Source organism: Nostoc sp. JL31 (assembly GCF_017114965.1).
Classification (GTDB): domain Bacteria; phylum Cyanobacteriota; class Cyanobacteriia; order Cyanobacteriales; family Nostocaceae; genus Nostoc; species Nostoc punctiforme_A.
Window position 1 is genome coordinate 59,952 of the sequence record NZ_JABXKO010000022.1, and the last position, 18,178, is coordinate 78,129.

Annotated in this window: 17 protein-coding genes; 3 read left to right on the plus strand and 14 right to left on the minus strand. The window is 42.4% G+C overall.

The features are described from left to right. Positions 1–64 precede the first annotated feature (64 nt). Both HWQ43_RS03955 and HWQ43_RS03960 read right to left on the minus strand, forming a co-directional pair. Positions 65–784, minus strand: coding sequence for a conjugal transfer protein TrbI (locus tag HWQ43_RS03955; RefSeq protein WP_292730509.1), 720 nt, complete (start codon positions 782–784; stop codon positions 65–67). Between the two features lie 404 nt (positions 785–1,188). Further along, complete coding sequence (locus tag HWQ43_RS03960) at positions 1,189–3,462, minus strand: NACHT domain-containing NTPase (RefSeq protein ID WP_292730511.1); 2,274 nt, start codon at positions 3,460–3,462, stop codon at positions 1,189–1,191. A gap of 162 nt (positions 3,463–3,624) precedes the next feature. Between HWQ43_RS03960 and HWQ43_RS03965 the strand changes: the two genes are divergently transcribed. Beyond that, complete coding sequence (locus tag HWQ43_RS03965; RefSeq protein ID WP_292730513.1) at positions 3,625–3,822, plus strand: hypothetical protein; 198 nt, start codon at positions 3,625–3,627, stop codon at positions 3,820–3,822. Positions 3,823–4,142: 320 nt separating this feature from the next. Beyond that, positions 4,143–7,169, plus strand: a complete 3,027-nt coding sequence (locus HWQ43_RS03970) for an SMC family ATPase (RefSeq protein WP_292730515.1) — start codon at positions 4,143–4,145, stop codon at positions 7,167–7,169. A gap of 186 nt (positions 7,170–7,355) precedes the next feature. On the opposite strand, the gene HWQ43_RS03975 is transcribed toward HWQ43_RS03970, so the two are convergent. The 12 genes from HWQ43_RS03975 to HWQ43_RS04030 all read right to left on the minus strand — a co-directional run bounded on the left by HWQ43_RS03975 (position 7,356) and on the right by HWQ43_RS04030 (position 16,221). Continuing rightward, positions 7,356–7,595, minus strand: a complete 240-nt coding sequence (locus tag HWQ43_RS03975) for a carbonic anhydrase (RefSeq protein WP_292730517.1) — start codon at positions 7,593–7,595, stop codon at positions 7,356–7,358. A 178-nt stretch (positions 7,596–7,773) separates the two neighbouring features. Continuing rightward, on the minus strand, positions 7,774–9,195 hold the full coding sequence (locus HWQ43_RS03980; RefSeq protein WP_292730519.1) for a peptidoglycan-binding protein: 1,422 nt from the start codon (positions 9,193–9,195) through the stop codon (positions 7,774–7,776). Positions 9,196–9,392: 197 nt separating this feature from the next. Beyond that, on the minus strand, positions 9,393–9,902 hold the full coding sequence (locus tag HWQ43_RS03985; protein WP_292730670.1) for an SH3 domain-containing protein: 510 nt from the start codon (positions 9,900–9,902) through the stop codon (positions 9,393–9,395). Between the two features lie 390 nt (positions 9,903–10,292). Continuing rightward, positions 10,293–11,804: an AAA family ATPase gene (locus HWQ43_RS03990; protein ID WP_292730521.1), complete on the minus strand. Its 1,512-nt coding sequence runs from the start codon at positions 11,802–11,804 to the stop codon at positions 10,293–10,295. Between the two features lie 73 nt (positions 11,805–11,877). Next, positions 11,878–12,012 (minus strand): hypothetical protein, encoded by a 135-nt coding sequence (locus HWQ43_RS03995; protein WP_292730523.1) that lies wholly within the window; start codon positions 12,010–12,012, stop codon positions 11,878–11,880. Between the two features lie 108 nt (positions 12,013–12,120). Next, a complete protein-coding gene (locus tag HWQ43_RS04000; RefSeq protein WP_292730525.1) occupies positions 12,121–12,636 on the minus strand; it encodes a YceD family protein in 516 nt (171 codons plus the stop codon). Positions 12,637–12,791: 155 nt separating this feature from the next. Next, positions 12,792–13,319 (minus strand): R3H domain-containing nucleic acid-binding protein, encoded by a 528-nt coding sequence (locus tag HWQ43_RS04005; protein ID WP_292730527.1) that lies wholly within the window; start codon positions 13,317–13,319, stop codon positions 12,792–12,794. Continuing rightward, complete coding sequence (gene yidC / locus HWQ43_RS04010) at positions 13,316–14,467, minus strand: membrane protein insertase YidC (protein ID WP_292730529.1); 1,152 nt, start codon at positions 14,465–14,467, stop codon at positions 13,316–13,318. Before yidC ends, HWQ43_RS04005 begins: the two co-directional genes overlap by 4 nt. A gap of 165 nt (positions 14,468–14,632) precedes the next feature. Continuing rightward, positions 14,633–15,025, minus strand: a complete 393-nt coding sequence (locus HWQ43_RS04015) for a PH domain-containing protein (RefSeq protein ID WP_292730531.1) — start codon at positions 15,023–15,025, stop codon at positions 14,633–14,635. Then, positions 15,012–15,434 (minus strand): ribonuclease P protein component, encoded by a 423-nt coding sequence (gene rnpA, locus HWQ43_RS04020; RefSeq protein ID WP_292730533.1) that lies wholly within the window; start codon positions 15,432–15,434, stop codon positions 15,012–15,014. The genes HWQ43_RS04015 and rnpA overlap by 14 nt, the downstream gene beginning before the upstream one ends. A gap of 26 nt (positions 15,435–15,460) precedes the next feature. Beyond that, entirely contained in the window at positions 15,461–15,595 is a 135-nt protein-coding gene (gene rpmH / locus HWQ43_RS04025) for a 50S ribosomal protein L34 (RefSeq protein WP_094327629.1), read from the minus strand. Between the two features lie 113 nt (positions 15,596–15,708). Then, entirely contained in the window at positions 15,709–16,221 is a 513-nt protein-coding gene (locus tag HWQ43_RS04030; RefSeq protein WP_292730535.1) for a DUF2808 domain-containing protein, read from the minus strand. Positions 16,222–16,988: 767 nt separating this feature from the next. Here HWQ43_RS04030 and HWQ43_RS04035 point away from each other — a divergent pair. Further along, positions 16,989–18,161 (plus strand): Re/Si-specific NAD(P)(+) transhydrogenase subunit alpha, encoded by a 1,173-nt coding sequence (locus HWQ43_RS04035; protein WP_292730672.1) that lies wholly within the window; start codon positions 16,989–16,991, stop codon positions 18,159–18,161. Positions 18,162–18,178: the final 17 nt, after the last annotated feature.

Sequence of the window (18,178 nt, forward strand, 5' to 3'; positions counted from 1 at the left end):
CTCTAGTTAAAGTGGCGATCGCATATAACGGATAATTAAATTCACAACTTGAATGAAGGTAAATTTAGTAGCGCGATCTTGGTACTAAATTCAAGTTAGAATCCAGTGTAAGCCTTAAATCCTGTGCAGGTCTGAGGACAAATGCATTTCCTTCTTTTTTCCGCAATAGCACGCTAGCACCCGCACCCGCAGCCGCACCAATAACAGGTTTTAAATCGTCAATTCTGCGATTACCAGTAATTAATGAACCTAAAAGACCAGCACCCCCACCAATAGCTGCGTCAGTTAAAACCTGATTGGTGTTGGGCTTCTGTGAAACTCTTTGAGTTGTGGTGTATGTCCGAGAAGTTGCATTAATCGACTGACGCTGACCATTAGAAAATTCTAATTCTTGAGCGACAAACTTTACACCTTTTCCTTGATTATCATCATCTCTTGTATCTCTTGAATAACTATCTAAGTCAACAGATTCTAGCCGTCCATGTACTTTAGTACCAGCAGGAATCAAGACGTTTCTATTTCTGTCGATAATGTCGTTGGCTATTCTCAAGGTTAGAGATTTACTTTCTCCAGGAGCAATAGTAATTGTCTCTTTTTCGTAGGTGACAGGAAGAGCAACTCCAGAAGGAATGGTAGCGTTTCCGTATTGCCCAGTTCTGTTTTGCCCAATGTTGTATTGTGCATTAGCAGGAGCCAAGCTGAATAGGGGGCTAATGACGCTTGTAGTAACGGCCATTGCCATAAGTGCAGCAGTTCCAGATTTCCATTGATGTAGGCGAGTCATAAGAGGGTTATCCTTTGTGTATGTGATGTATTTAATGACGAGGATTCACTGAGTTTGTTTCTGACTGTTGTTGAACCTGTCTATAGACGTATACAAGTACTTATTATGATGGGAAGAGTGTGCGATCGCGTGGGCTTAACCCGTTGTAGACATAGTGGTTCAGAATTTTTATCCTGCTAATGTGCATTACTAAAAGTAAGAGGCGAAACACTCATAAGACATAAAATGAGTATTATTTTGTTCCTAAATGCTGTTTTATTATTTATGTCCACATATCTTAAGCCATCGAATAGAGGCGAATAGGCTGACTGCGAACTCTTACTTCCATTATAAATTTATTTGCTAGAAATTGGAAAATATTTTCGCTTTCTTAACGAATGATTTAGTATCTGTTATGTGTGTATTTAAGATTGCTGCTGACGCTGTTTAATCTCTGCGATCGGTAATAGCAAAGTATCTTCTATTTGCTGTCGCACTTCACGACTTACATAACAATCGCTATTTAGGCAATCTACCAAAAACTTATTAGCATTGTAATACTGGTTCAATAATTCCTTCTGCCCATCGCTGAACTGCCAATTATGGCAAGTAGTACGATATTTAATCATCACTACTCTTAATTTCTCAGTCCAAGCTTGGCTATTAGCTTTCCACCATTGCTTAAATATTTCATTCTCACTGTCTCGTTTAGGTAGTTGCTCCTGAAGTTGTTGCTGTGCTTTCTTGAAATCCAAATCGAGTGAGAGATCGCGGGCGAGGTCGCGCGCGAGATCGATATCAATGGCACGGGCGAGATCGAGGGCACGGGCGAGATCGAGGGCGCGGGCAATGGCGCGGGCAACAGAGCGAGAGCGGGCAAGCGAGCGAGCAAGAGAGCGAGAAAGGAAACGGGAACGCACACGGGCACGAGCAAAGTAAAAAGCCCTAACAGCAGCTAACTTATAAGGAACCTCAACTGAAACAGATTTCTGATTTACCCACATCAAATATTCCTGCAATTTATCATCACTAGCCAAAAGTAAATCAACCTTTTGTTTGATTAACAGTAACAGACAGTCTGCATTTGGCGACATTCCAACTGCTAGCAAAAAGACTTCTCGCCAGCGTTTTTCGGTGATGTGCTTGACCAGGCTTTGCAATGATGTTTCTGACGATTGCTTAACAATAATAAATTCTCTAGCTGTAAAATACTCATGAAATGTTAGATGTGAAAACGAGTAAATTCCTTTAGCCCTTGCCACAACTAAGCCATGATGATGCTCAATAGAACGGAAAATTTCTTCACTGTCGATTTGCAATTCTTCTTCATCAGTATTAGCAGAAGGTAAATTGCGGATGTAATCTATGATATATTGTTCTGCTGTTTTCTGCTTAAATAAATAATCTCCTTGCTCAAACGTAGTTAGGGAAATTTTGCTGAGTAAATCTTCCTTTCGGTGGATTGATAGCTTTTTGTAAATCAGATTGCGCTGAATACCGCGTTTAGCATCCCATTTTTTTAGCAGCGCATCCAGTCCCTCTTTATACAGTTCAGAACGATTGCCTGGAAAATCCCCTGACTCTTCAAATGCCAAACATACTAACGTCAATAGCAGAGGGCTTGCGGTCAGTTGTTTGATTCTGTTATTGTTTTTCAACTGTTTAATAAAAGTCTCCACTTTTACACCCTTACCCTGAAACCAGTTGTTTGCAAATGTCGTAATTTGTTCGTCATTAAAATCAGCAATTTCTACTTCGGTAAATTTTTCAAATGTATATTCTCGTGCTGCAATGCGGCAGGTTATTACAAACTGATTGTTCCAGAAACGCTCAGAAAAGTCTCGAATCTTCTTTAAGACGCAGATATTATCTTCTTCTCTAACTTCATCCAATCCATCTAGTAAAATTAATGCTTTGCCCTGAGTTATTACATCTTGGATAGACGCAATAAATTGCCTGTCTAAAATATTATCTGTCTCAAAAACGTGATTTATGGCATTTTCACTAATGTATTCTAATAATCCCGGTTTATTTGCAGCTTCGGCAAAATTTTTGAGTGTGATAAAAATTGGCACGCGATGATCTTGAAACTCACCTTTAATACACTGAATTGCTAAATACTTCAAAAATGTGGTTTTACCTGCTCCTGGTTTACCCAAAATCATTAGCTTGGAATATTTCTCAACCGCTTCCAATCCTGGAACTCGTTTTTCAATGATTCTGTTAAGTCCAAAGAGGTCAAAATCCTGTCTGCTACAGTGTTGCAATAATTCATCAATTCCTAACCGTTGTCGCCCAGTGATTTTTTCTAGGATATTAATGCTGGTATAGATGTCATTCAAGCCGATGGGTTTAGTCATATCTAACACCCGCATTGTGCCGCAGCGTTCTTGAATGAGGGGTTTTATCTTTTCGCGTACTTCTTGCACGATCGCATCAATATCAATACTGTTATCCTGATTTACCTCTGGTTCACTGGCTGGTTCAGCGACTATTTCTTCCCACTCTAGGTCTAGTCTGTCGCAAATCTGGACAAAGAGATTGCGGTTAACAGGTTTACCTGTAAAGAATTTTCCGATCGGCTGGCGAGTTACTTCTAAATCTTCAGCTAATGCTTTTTGAGTTAAGGAATAACGAATTAAAGCTCTTCTTGCTTTTTGGATACCTTCTGGAGAACTGAAAAGCGATCGCCCGGACATAAGCTAACCATTACACTTTTGCTGATTCTAACTGCGAATTTGGCAATTCATCCTCATCGCATACACAAGTCACTCATATCACAAACCTGTATTTAAGCTTACAACAAACACTCGCCTGTCAAAGTAGGGATGTAGTGATTCAAACGATTTAGGAGTGGATCAATGTTATCCAAGAAGTTTTCTTCAAGAGATGAAGTGCTGGCTGTTGTAACGCTGATTATGGTGATTGGTTCTCTCACTCTTGCAGTCATCGATGAGAAGAGTCGCCCTCAATTTTTAGATTTAACCAAATTTGCTATAGGTACATACATTGAACTGTTGATACCTCGGTTTAGGTCAAACGATCGCAATCGCAATTAGCCAATGACAAATTCGACAAGAAAGATCCCCGACTTCTTTAATAAGTCAGGGATCTGTAACTTTCAATTCTCACAAATCAAATAAGAATGTTTTCTTCTCAGTCAACACAAAAAAATAACGAAAAGCCTCCTGGAGAGTTTCATTTTTCTCCGAAGACAGTAAAACTTTTTCATGCAACAAGAAAAATTAACTCATACTATTGTAAATTTTTGTAAATTTGATGTCTTCAAGACTAGAAACCTGATATCTAGATAGCTAAACTAACAAACAGTGCATCTGTACTGTTATTTATTAAAAGTAGATGTGGCGCTATAGCCTGAATGATCCCAGTACAACTTATCCTCAAAAACTTTCTCAGTTACCGTGATGCAACTTTAGATTTTGGCGGTTTGCATACGGCTTGTATTTGTGGTTCCAATGGTGCGGGTAAATCTTCTCTTTTAGAAGCAATCACTTGGGCAATTTGGGGTGAAAGCCGCGCCACTGCTGAAGATGATGTCATCTATTCTGGTGCGAAAGAAGTTCGGGTTGATTTTACTTTTCAAAGTAACCAGCAAAAATATCGGGTGATTCGCACCCGAATTCGGGGAGGTACTAGCGTTCTTGAATTTCAAATAGAAATACCATCTGGGTTTCGCTCACTCACTTGCAAAGGGGTAAGAGCGACACAGGATTTGATTTTAGAACACATCAAGCTCGATTACGATACATTTATTAATTCTGCCTACTTACGTCAAGGTCGTGCAGATGAATTCATGCTCAAGCGTCCCACAGAACGCAAAGAAATTTTAGCGGAGTTGTTGAAACTCAATCAGTATGATGATTTGGAAGAACGGGCAAAGGAATCTTCTCGTCAGTTCAAAGCGCGATCGCTAGAGTTAGAGCGTTCTTTGGAGTCGATAAAAATTCAGCTGCAACAACGCGAAATCACCCAAGCGCAAAGAGTGGAGTTAGAAGCCGAACTCAACCAACTGCAACAGGTGCAAGCTTTTGATAATATTCAATTGCAAAGTTTACAAGTTGTCCAGCACCAGCGCCAAAATTGGGAACAACAACTAAATTTTGTAAAGCAGCAATACCAAAATCTTACCCAAGATTGCGATCGCCTCCAACAAGAACAATCAGCTATTAGCTCTCAGCTATCAGATTTAGAAAAAATATTACACCAAGAAGCTGAGATTAAAGCTGGATACGCCCAATATCAAAGTCTCCAATCTCAAGAAGAAGCCTTTGCTGTCAAATTTGAAGAATACACCCGCGCCCAACAGAATCGCCAACAAAAGCAACAACAGCTTACCAAACAAATTCACGAAATCGAACGGCAACTCCAACAAGCCCAAGCGCAGCTAGAAGCTTTGCAGCAGCAAGAGCGGGACATTCAGCAAACTCTGACTAAATCAGGTGAAGTAGAAGCCGCTTTGTCACAACTAACCGCAGCACGTCACCATGTTGCTCGTTTAGATCAATTGCAAATGCAAGTGACTCCCTTGTTGCAACAACGAGCGACTTTACAAAGCCAACTCGATCGCACTCATGCTGGTTTAGTAGCGCGACTCGAACAACTCCAAAGTACTGAGAACCAATTGCAACGCCAGCACGGCCGCCAACCGCAACTACAACAAGCGGTGATGGATGTGGCAATCCAGATCGAGGAACTGGAAAAAAAGCGGGTTTATTTGCAACGAGTCCAAGAAAAAGGGCAAGAAAGGCGGCACTTTATCGAACGTCTGCAAGCTCATCAACGGGATTATGAAAAACTGCTGGGAGAATTAGAGCAGAAATTGCAAATGCTCCAAAATCCCGAAGCACTTTGTCCATTATGTGAGCGTCCTTTAGACGAACATCACTGGAGTCGGGTGGTGGAAAAAACCCAAAGTGAGCTAGAGGATACTCAAGGGCAGTTTTGGGTAGTTCGAGAACAAATGGCTGTCTCTGACCGAGAAATTCAGGTACTTAGGCAGGAATATCGCGATATATCCCAACAATTGGCTGGCTACGACGGTTTACGCGAACAACGGGGACAGTTGGCAGCACAGTTAGAAGCGACAACTGATGTGCAACAACAGTTACAACAAATTGCTGCTGAAAAACAGCATTTAGAGCGATCGCTCCAAGCTGGTGATTACGCTCCCGATAAACAAACCGAACTCCGGCAGCTAGACCAATATCTGCAACAAGTTAATTATAGTGAACAAGACCACGCCCTCGCCCGGAGTGAAGTTGAGCGGTGGCGATGGGCAGAAATTAAACAAGGGCAAATTAAAGATGCAACTAAGCGACAAGCGCAACTATTAGCCCGAAAACCAGAATTACAATCCCAAATTGCCCAATTACAAGCCAGAATCCAGCAGGATCAGATTGATTCTGAATGTGCTAAACAAATCGCGGCTCTTGAGCGTCACATTACTGAAATTGGCTACAGTTCCGAGCAGCACAACAATTTGCGTATAGCTGCAAAGAAAGCTCAATCTTGGCATTTGCGGTATCAACAACTGCTATCAGCCCAGCAGCAGTATCCGCAACTCCAGACGAGGTTGCAAGAGTTAGAGGAGTCTAGAAGCGCCAGATTAACGGAGCGGCAAAAACTCGGCGGACAAATCGAAAGCATTATTCAGCAACTACAAGCAACAGCTAACCCATCTGCCCAAATTCAAGCTTTAGAGCAGCAGTTAGCAATACGCAGACGGCAACTCGATGAGCAAATTACAAAGTTGGGGCGTTTAGAACAGCTGGCACATCAATTGGAAACGCTACAAATTCAGTATGAACAACAGCAGCAGCAACTACAATCTTGCAAGCAGGAATATCGGGTTTATCAGGAATTAGCGCAAGCTTTTGGTAAAAATGGTATCCAAGCACTGATGATTGAAAATGTCTTACCACAACTAGAAGCCGAGACAAATCAACTACTTTCGCGGCTGAGTGGTAATCAGTTTCATGTACAATTTATTACTAAAAAAGCTGGGCGCAGTGCTAAATCAACCAAGAAAAATGCCAAACTGATAGACACCTTAGATATTTTAATTGCTGATTCTAGAGGAACGCGATCTTATGAAACTTACTCTGGTGGAGAAGCATTTAGAATTAACTTTGCCATTCGTTTAGCTTTGGCGAAATTATTAGCGCAACGGGCGGGGGCGGCGTTGCAATTGTTGATTGTGGATGAAGGTTTTGGTACACAGGATGCTGAAGGATGCGATCGCTTGATTGCAGCGATTAATGCGATCGCTTCCGATTTCGCCTGCATTCTCACTGTCACTCACATGCCCCACCTCAAAGAAGCTTTCCAAGCCAGGATTGAAGTGAATAAAACTCAGGAAGGTTCACAGTTGAGTCTGTCAATTTAACCTGAGTTCCAAGAGTTTAAATAGCTGTCAAAGAAGGCTCTTGTCTGGAGTTAGAGCAAAGATACAGCAGTTTTCTTTTGCATGAAGCACAAAGCTATAGGTGTTAAGGTAGGATGTAAAAACTCTTTATATCTGAATTTTGAATCCTGCATTTTGTACCTCACTTACTTGCAAACTGCTGTATAACTAAGCAATTACTTGCACGTCACCTGTATCCAGATTATAGTAAGCTCCTAGAACTTTCACTTGTCCTTTCTTCACAAATTCTGCTAATACAGGTTGAGATGTCTTCAATTCATTAGTGACATATTTAATGTTGGCTCGTACGGCATTATCAACAGCATCCCCCAATTGCTTGTTAGCTGATTCAATCGCTGGTGCGATCGCCTCTGAAAATTTGCGATTGCTTGAAAAAATTTCGTACACCTTAAGGCAACAAGCAATTAATCTTTCCCTATTGCAATAGTGCCTTATAAGTATATTTTTACCACTGTTGCCTATTCCCTATTTCTTGCCCCAAGGATTTGATCAAAGCTATTCTTTGACCAATTTGATAGTTGGTTTGGCTGCTTATTTTATTTTGAAGAAAAGAATTTTAAATTAGTTAATTGAATTTTACCCGTGCATCAAGACCTAATGAACGGAGCTTTTTCGTTAGCGTTTCTGCTTGGGCGCGATCGCTAAATGCTCCAGCATTCACATAATCCCCTAGATTGGATTGCTCTGTGACAGCGTTAGGTATATATTGTTGCACTTTACTCAGAGTATCATTACTAGAAATTGGAATTATTACTCTGTAAGGATTATTAGCAACTAATGTATTGCCATTGGTAACAGGTACTACATAGTCATTGGCAGGAGGTAATGCATAGCGATTAGTTTCAGCTAATACATAATCATTATTTTGAGTATAATTGCCCCCAGTTGAACCATTTAACCCCAATGCTTCCCAAGTTTGCCAATCTACATTTCCAGTAGAATTAATTCGAGAATGTTGCTGGAATGCGATCACAGATTGTCTGGTGTAATCGTTGAAAACTCCATCAGGATTAGTATTAGAGAAACCCAACTGCGCCAAACGCTCTTGAACTAATGTGACATTTTCTCCGCGATCGCCTACAGTTAGATAATTTCTACCTGGTTGTTGAATACCACCTGTGGAGACTCTACGCACTGAGTCCAAAACTTGGGCATTAGCAATGCCATCAACAGGTAGTCCATTATTTCGCTGGAATGCAATTACAGCTTCTCTAGTCATTGGGCCAACATTCCCAGTGGCATCAGCATTTAAATAACCTAGCTGGCGCAAACGCACTTGGAGTTCTCTGACTTGTTGAGTGGAAAGACTCGATCTTCCTGGAGTCGGAGAGGAACCCATTAGTGCGTTCCAAGTTTGTCGGTTCACAATCCCGTTAGCAGTTATGCGATAACTTCGCTGGAATGCAATTACAGCATCTTTAGTAATTCGTCCAAAATTCCCAGTGGGATTAGTATTAAAGTAGCCTAACTGCCGTAGACGTTGTTGTAATCTTGTGACGGCTGCACCAGTTTTGCCTTGAGAAAGAGTAGGATATTGACCAACTGGCGCTTGCGATGCGCCACCGATATTTCTACTAGAACTTCTACTTTGACACGCTCGTTGCAAGGCTCGTTGAGTACTAATACCCACAATTCCATCAGTCGATATTCTATTGGCTTGCTGGAATTTGATCACAGCATTTTGAGTCAAGCTAGCAAACTTACCTGTCACCGGGCCGTTAAAATAGCCTAACTTTTTTAAACATCTCTGGCTACTGCTAACTTCAGACCCATTACTTCCTATTTTCTGAAGCGCTAAAGCTTCCCCAGCAATACTCAGAAGCCCCGTAATTAGAGCCACAGACAAAAGACGCATTGCAGCACCAGTCGATAACTTTTTCCCATTTAAAAATTTAAAATTAACTACGATAGGAACAACCTTGATGCTTTCGGATGCCTCGTAGACTGAGGCAAGCTTGATTAAATGGCTAGCTACCCCTGTTTTCACTTGCTTTTTTCAAGTTAACGACTATAAAAAAGTATACTACTTACTATGTGTAATAATTACTTTTCGTATGATTCTTTATAAGTAAGTGCCCTGGGGAGTAGGGGACAAGGGGATCAACAAAACTCAGCACTGGCTCAACCCTAGCTATCCGCTAACAGCACTCTTTTGCCCAATGCCCCATGCCCCATGCCCTATACCTATTGTTCATCAACTTTTTCAGTATTACCTGCTTTCACCCAACCTTCTTGTTCGCTACCTTCCAAACGAATCTTTTGCCAGGATTTGTCGTCGCTTTCTGACAAAATAATAATTTTTTGATTAAAAGGAACCCCACCAATCTTTTCAGCTTCTTGATTTGGTTGCGATCGCAAACTCAAGCCTTCGGCCCAACTAACACGCCCTCGGTAAGCTCCTGCTGGTAATGGTTTTGATGATGGGGTAGCCTTTGGTGCTTCTGTGGGAGTAGAGGTTGAGCTTGGAGACGATTGAGTAGATGTCCCAGGTGTAAGAGCGGGCTTACCTCCTCCAGGCTCAGTTTTTTTAGGAGCTTGGGCTTTCACCGAAGGACTATCATTGGAATAAATGGGTTTGGCAGGGGCTATGCCAGTACGATTCATAAAATAAAGCGCAATTGCAGCACCGCCACCTATTAGCACAGCGATCGCTAAGAAAAACCCCAGTATAAACTTTGTTAAGCCAGAAAACATAATTAAAACCTGATTATCAAGAGTCAAGGATGAAGGTGAGCCAGTCGTGCGTATTTTCCCCATTGAGGAAAGTGCTGTTTAACTGGCTCTCAAGGGTTATACCATTTTGGATTTTAGATTTTAGATTTTGGATTGTGAAACATCCATTGGATAAGTGTTTCAGTTTTCCATCTGTCGCAATCATTTTTCAAATTGGTATTATGAGTAGAGAAGTAAGTAACCCATCAGTATAAGAATCAATAGTCCATAATAATTCATCATTAACTATTGACTTTTGACTAACTGATTATTGTAGCTATGCTGAATAGACATCTGGTGAAATTAAATATGCGTTATCTAAAACCTTTGTAGCGACGTAGGAGTACTACGTCTCTACATTTATTTTTGGGTTCACGTAGTGCGCCGGAGGCGTTCGCTCAAAGGACTGTGTTTAGATGCTAAACGCGCTCTCCCAGCAGCAGCCCATTCTTGGAGTTGCTGAATTTGCTCTACGGCAGTTCGTGCTAAGGGGATGATCTGACTAGCTGCTTCTAAAATGTCGTCGGTAGCAAAGTCGCGGTTTTGGCTAAATCCAATATGCATCGCTTCAATTAAAGTTTGCTCAATCTCTGCCCCAGAAAAATCGGGGGTCTCATAAGCTAGCCTATCGATGTCATAACTTTTCAAGTTATGGGGGCGCAGTCGGGATAAATGAACATCATAAATTGCTTTTCTCTCTTCTTGGGTGGGCAATCCCACAAAGAAAATTTCATCAAATCGCCCTTTACGGAGCATTTCCGGTGGTAAGGCTTGAATATCGTTGGCAGTGGCGACGACAAACACGGGTGAGCTTTTTTCGGCTAGCCAGTTAATAAAAGTACCAAACACACGGCTAGCTGTTCCGGCATCACCTTTACTACCAAGTCCGGCAAAGGCTTTATCTATTTCATCAATCCACAAAATACAGGGAGCGAGAGCTTCGGCTACTTGGATCATTTGGCGAGTCCGAGATTCTGATTCACCCACCAAACCACCAAATAACCTTCCCACATCCAAACGTAGCAGGGGTAAATGCCAGTGATGAGCGATCGCTTTTGCCGTTAACGATTTCCCAGTTCCCTGAATACCCACCAACATTAAACCACGGGGGTGCGGTAATCCGTACTGTCGTGCCTTATCAGTAAATGAGCCTCCCCGACGAATCAACCAGTCTTTCAAGTTATCCAGTCCGCCAATATCAGAAATTTGCTCAGTGGCAGGGTAGAAGTCCAGAATTTGAGTTTGGCGGATAGTTTGGCGCTTTTCTTCCAAAACGAGATCCACATCTTCTGGTTGCAATTCACCGTGAGTTGCGATCGCTTTTGCCAAAACCCGGCGAATTCGTTCCATCGAAAGCCCTTGACAAGAGCGCACCAAATCATCTAAAACTTTTCCAGAAAGGGAGTTACCTGTACTTTGCAGTAAGCGTTCCACCTCAGTTTTAATTTCTGGCGCGGCGGGTAAGGGAAACTCGACGACTGTCAGCACTTCCGTTAAGTCGTCAGGGATGGCGATGCGTGGTGACAGTAGGACAATATTTTTTGGTTGCGACTTCAGGAGTCTGGACAGGTTGCGGAGTTTGCGAGCGATCGCTACATCATCTAAAAAACGATGATAATCTCGGAGAATCAATACCGCAGGTGCGGAAGCTGGTAATTTTTCGATAAATTCTAAAGCTTGCAACGGGTTACGTCGTCCAAACCCAACATCATTGGGGTTTCCCTGATAGCCATCGACAAAATCCCAAGTATATACTGGGCGATTACCCTGGTTGGTTGCTTCTTCCCGGATAGCTGCTTCTACCCGCTCCTCCTCGTATGTAGGAATATAAATCAAAGGGTAGCGGGCGCGTAGGAGCAGTTTAAACTCTTCACGGAAGTTCATATTTAGCTATGGTTATTTGTTCTTCTCTCATTGTTCAGGTTTGTATCGCCTCTAACAACTAAAAAACCAACATCTACCAGTTCATAGCGGTTGCCAGTGCGATCGCTCTATGTGAGATATTTTTTAAAGGCGATCGCTCTTTTACAGCAAAAATCATGTATTGTAACCACATCGGTGGTAGGGGTGCAAGGCCTTGCGCCCCTACCACGTGGTCTATTTACCTGAAAATAGCTGTAAACTAGAAACCCGACTTCTTCAAGAAATCGGGTTCTATATAAATCTCATAAATTAACTGAGTAAAGTACTAGCTACGTTACTATCCCGGAAGTTGTTTTTTCAGTGCTTCCAGAGAAGCCCAACGGTTATCAACTGGAGTTTCAGGACTATCAGAACTCTCAACAGTAATTGCAGGAATACCTGGACAATTGCGATTGCACAGTTGCCGTTGTGGTACTGCCAAGCACATCTGCTCATAGAGCCATTCGTTGGGGTAAAAATAACCATCGGGCGGTAAACTTTCCAGCAAATCTTCCATAACCACTTCCCTTTCCAGGGGTAAGTCATTTGCCTGATTTGACGTTTCGTCTAACCAGATGATTTCTTTCGTATCAAGCCCTAAACGTCGATTGTATTGCTGCAAGCAGCGATTGCAGGTACAAGTAATAATTGTTTCTGCCTGACTAGATACTTGTAAGTAATTACCATGATGCTGCACGCGCACGTAGCCGCGAACTGGTGTCAAAGTTTCCAGACCAGGCAGAAATTCATTAACCTGAACTTCCTCTGTCCGCTCCGGGGCTTGAGTTAGCTGCGGAATATAAATTGCGTCCATAGGATTTGTGAGACATCCTCACTAAAATTTATCTTGATTACCAGTAACTATACTGATATTGAATTTTTATTTTATCCCTTAAGAACAAGAGAAATTTTGAAATTATATTATGGTTATGAGTTTTCAATTAACTCCAAACTCATAACTCCTAACTCCTAACTCCTAACTCCTTCCAACGAAGCTGGACAGACAACCAGATGACGATGTGGCTCTTTACCACGACTGAAGGTTTCTAAATCTCCAAATTCCTTTAAGAAGGTATGAACTTGACGCCGTTCAGCAGAACTAAGAGATTTGATTTCCACTTCTCTACCAGAAAAGCGCACTTCATCGGCTGCTGCTTCTGCTAATGCGCGAATTTCAGCTTCTCTTTTGACCCGGTAGCCATTTAACTCAATGGTGTAAGAGGCTTGTTCTTCTGTGGGTTGGCTAAGGTTTAGAACCGAATTTGCTAGATACTGAATCGCGTCTAACACAGAACCATCAGCACCGATTAATAGCTGGATTTGTTCTGATGTCAAATTGGTTTGGTCAATAGTCAACCAGTAGTTATCTGGTTCTGGAGAATCGCCGTCTTGAGATTGGGCAGTTTCTAAATGACCCTGAATCTCAGCAGGTATTCCAGTGAGTTCCAGCAGGGTTTTTAACCACTGCTGACCTCGCTGCATCGGAATGTCGCTCATGATCCCCCTGTTGCCTTTTTCTTAGGACTTTTTGGTTCAAACGGTAATGCTTTTTGCTCTGTGACTGCTGCTTCTTTCTCCTGGGTTTCTACGATTTTTTGCAGTTCTTCTGGTAGAGGTTCGCGGGAGAGAAGATAAGTTTGGGCGGTTTGGAAAATATTACCAATCACCATATACATCAGCACCCCAGCTGGTAGGGGGAAAAACAAGAACATCCCAGAAAAGATGACGGGGGTGATTTTGTTAACTGTATCCTGCTGCGGATTGCCACCGCTGGAATTTTGCCCGGAAAGCATTTGGCTAACATAAAGGCTGATCCCAAAGAAGACGATCATGGCAACGATATCCCAGTGGATTGTGCCATCTGGATCTTGTGCGCCAACCCTGCCTAAAGCATCAATAAATAGAAAGCCTTTTTCTGCTGCTAGTCCAGGAATTGTTCCTTGAATGGTGACATCTCCCGGTTGCAAGGCTTCTACATTGCCCTCGGCATCAATTTTTATCCTATCTTCACCTTTGGTAATTTTCCAATCAGGAATCAGCTTGTTTTCTGGGTGTTCTGCTAAAAGTACCTGAAATGGCTTACCGTCAACAGTCTGATACTGTATTTTGGTTTGTTCTCCCACCGCTAATTTACTTCCACTGGGAAGAATGGCAGCTACTTTAACGTGTTCTCCATCTGCAACGTAAATATTTTGGGGAGCAGTGGCAAAGGCTTGTGGTTGAATTTGTTCGATTTGTTCTGCGGGAAGAATTTGCAGGTTAACGCTGTAGTTCGCACTTGCAAAAGGTGAACCCCGCAAAGTGGCAAACAGCGCTAGCAAAACTGGCATTTGCACTAGTAATGGAAAACAGCCTGCCAAAGGGTTGCCAAATTCTTTTTGGACATTAACCATTTCCTCCTGCTGCTTTTGCGGATCATCCTTATAGCGCTCTTTGATTTCTGCCATCCGCTTCTGCATCAGAGGTTGTACAATTCGCATTTTCCGCATGTTGCGAATTGAGCCAGCACTCAGGGGATAGAGCGCGAAGCGGACTATCAAGGTCAAAGCAACGATCGCTAATCCGTAGCTAGGCACTATACCATAGAAGAAATCTATGATTGGCAGCATCACGTTGTTCGAGAGAAAGCCGATACCAAAATCCATTATTCTGAATTCAACCTGAGGTACTGTAAACTGAATCTAATTTATCTAAATCATCATTTGCCGGCGACTATCTTTCGCTACGGATAGCCGCACATTTAAATTGGGCATTGGGATGGGGCATTGGGCATTGGTTCTTCTCCCTCTACTCCCTACTCCTTACGATTATCACTTGTTGGCAGTGGCGCTATATTCGGGATTTTTCGCAGCAATTCTTTCGTTTATGTAGTCATAAACTTCCCGAAAATTGGGAATTGCACGTAATTCCAGACGACTGCCATTTTTTAGGGTAATCGCCATATCTCCCCAAAAGCCAATGCCACGGGGAACTTTGACGATTTTGACAATTTCTGAGTAAATTACGTCAGTGCGATCGCGTCCCTGCCAACCTCCGATCACAGTAATTCGGCGATCGGTGATCCGGAAACGCAGCCACAATGCCCTGACAATTGCCCCGACTGTTAATGGTATCCCGACAATGGTTAGCCCAATCAGCAGGTTGACAATTAAATCCCCAACATGGGGCCCACCTTCATAATAAACATCTTCACGAATTCCCATCGAACACCTCAGCTTGTGCCAACAACTGCTCTAATTCTTGCAGAAATTGTGGGCTTACGCACTTAGATTCTGCTGCTGTAGGTTTGACAATGAATACTAGCCGCCATCCTGGTGATAATTTTGGTAGCAAGTTATGTAAAGCAGCAGTAATTTGCCGTTTGATTCGGTTGCGAACCACTGCCCTTTTACTGACTTTTGTGCTAATCGAAATGCCAATCCGCGTGCTGGCAAAAAGTTTTGAGTCAGTTACTTGTGTAGTCTGGGTGGCAGTGTCCAAAGAAGGTTTCGTTGAACATAAGGGCTTTAAGGCTCTCAATGTTAAATAAGAGCCGTGACGCCGAATTCCTTCTCGGAAAACTGCCTGGAAATCCTTTCGGGATTTTAGCCGATTTGCTTTGGGCAAAGCCACTGATGCTCTTTATCGCTTGCTTTGTCCTAAACGCTCAGACGGTGACGCCCCTTTCTTCTTCTAGCGCTAATCACGTTTCTGCCGTCTGGTGTCCGCATCCTGGCGCGAAAACCAGAGGTTCTTTTTCTCTTACGGCTAGTGCCGCCCAGTGTTCTTTTCATACTGTTCTCCTCTTAGGTGATTTTTATAAAAACTCACAATCTCTTATTCTATCACTTTGTTAGGGAATTGGGAATCGCCGATTGGTTGTATCCCCACTCCCTACTCCCGATTCTTAATTAATGCTCAAAATCCATGTTCCCATGTAGCGCAGTAGTGGCACATCGCCAGGGGAGAGTACTTGACAGTTAAAATAGTAAACTCCACCGAAGGATGGGTTTTTCACGTTAGATAACACTACCTCGACTGCGCTACCTGCTGGTACTGGCTCTTGAGGAAAAATATTAATCAGTTTACCTTCTTTGTCCCACTTCACTTCAGAAAGCGGCACTGCTTTGCCTTTGACTCGGACTTCAATTTTTTTCTGGTCAAAAGTTCCTTTGTAATAATCAGGGTAGTTAATGGCAAATTGACCAACTGCCAATTTCATTCTTTTGGCTGGAATCCTTAATATGTATCGATCCCAACCATTAGCTTGTCCACCAAAATCTAACCTAAAGGGCAGCTGGTTTTCGGCTTTGACGCCGCTAAACAGCGTAAATCCAGGTAAACTTTGCGCCCAAGTCAAGGCTGGTAATCCAGTAACCAAAAAGCTAGTCACGGCTAAAGTAGAAAGTAAACGTCGCATAATTGGGCTTCCTCTAAACGAAATATAAATCTGTTATCTAAAAATAACTGTGTGTTAGTATTCTTTACTAAACTTTACTACTGGCTTCCTGACAATGGACGTTTAATTTCCAAAAAAAGTGCCATCCTGCCTGAAGTTTAGGCAACAGAAATTTTACTTAGTATTAAAATAAACATAGATTAAATTTACTTCATTACCCTTATGTAGCCCTGATTTGATTACTAAGTTGGTCAAATTTGAACTAGATAGAAACACAGTTGGGGTTGGATTGTATTTCTAAATATGTATAAGTGTATCTAAATTTGAGAATTTTGTTATAAAAATTGAGCCGCGTCATCAGCGATCGCCAGTTAAGTTGGGCTAAATTGATTAAAATAAGTTGAATTGGAATCGAAGTCGTAATCATTAAAATTTGATTGGGAAATTATCCAGCTTTCAAAATTCGGTCAATATTACTCTATAAGAAAGGAATACCAAAATTTTTCAATCCCGAAAACAAGCTAAAGATAAAGATGCAAAATTTGGGAATCAATTTAGGATGTGCAATACGTAACCCTGTTTGCAACTATCTGGAAATATGACATCTGCGAGCGGCAAAGTGAGGCTTTGCCTGGAGAGCTAAGAGTGGGAGAGGAAAGATTCAAGGTTCAATCTACAAGTAAAATTCATGGCTGATGTTCCTGCCTAAGTACTATGAGTGCGGGACACGCATCATCTGGACAATCGCTTACTTGGCAGAGATTAAGTATTTATCTTCAGGAGATTTCATGAGAATAGCAGTTGCTAAAGAAATTGAAGTTTGTGAACGTCGTGTGGCATTAATTCCTGACACAGTTGCCCGATTGGTAAAACAAGGTTTGGAAGTTTGGGTAGAAACAGGTGCAGGAGAGCGATCTTTTTTCAGCGATACTGACTATGAAGCAGCAGGAGCCACAATAATTGGCGATACTGCCAAATTATGGGGTGAAACAGATATTCTGTTGAAAGTCAGTCCACCACAAGAACGAGAAGATGGACGTTCGGAAGTTGATTTGTTAAAGGAAGGGGCTGTATTAGTCAGTTTCCTCAATCCTTTGGGAAATCCTGTTGTAGCCCAGCAACTAGCAAATCGGAAAGTCACAGCCTTGAGTATGGAAATGATCCCCCGTACTACTAGGGCGCAAAGTATGGATGCTTTGTCTTCGCAAGCTTCATTAGCAGGTTACAAAGCAGTATTAATTGCGGCAGCTGCATTACCGAAATACTTCCCAATGTTAACCACAGCCGCAGGTACGATCGCTCCAGCGAAAGTATTTATTATGGGCGCTGGTGTAGCCGGATTGCAAGCGATCGCTACCGCCAGACGTTTGGGAGCAGTGGTAGAAGCCTTTGATATCCGTCCCGCCGTTAAAGAAGAAGTGCAAAGCTTAGGGGCAAAATTCGTTGAAGTCAAATTAGATGAAGAAACTGTCGCTGCTGGTGGTTACGCCAAGGAAATTTCTGAGGCTAGTAAACAACGCACTCAAGAAGTTGTCGCCGAACACATCAAAAATTCTGATGTGGTGATTACTACCGCCCAAGTTCCTGGAAGACAAGCACCACGGCTCGTCACAGAAGAAATGGTGGCACAAATGAAACCAGGTTCAGTAATTGTGGACTTGGCTGCTGAACAAGGTGGTAACTGCGCCTGTACAGAACCCGGTAAAGATATTGTATGGAACGGCGTGACAATTATCGGCCCCATCAATCTCCCATCATCAATGCCAATTCACGCCAGCCAATTGTATGCCAAAAACGTAACTTCGTTGATGCAATTGCTAATTAAAGACAAAGCTTTGCAGGTGGACTTTAGCGACGACATCGTTGATGCAGCTTGCGTTACCCACGCTGGTGAAATTCGCAATCAACGAGTACGAGATGCGCTACAAGCTTTGACTACTCAACAACCGGCGGTTAATTAGGGAATGGGAGATGAGGG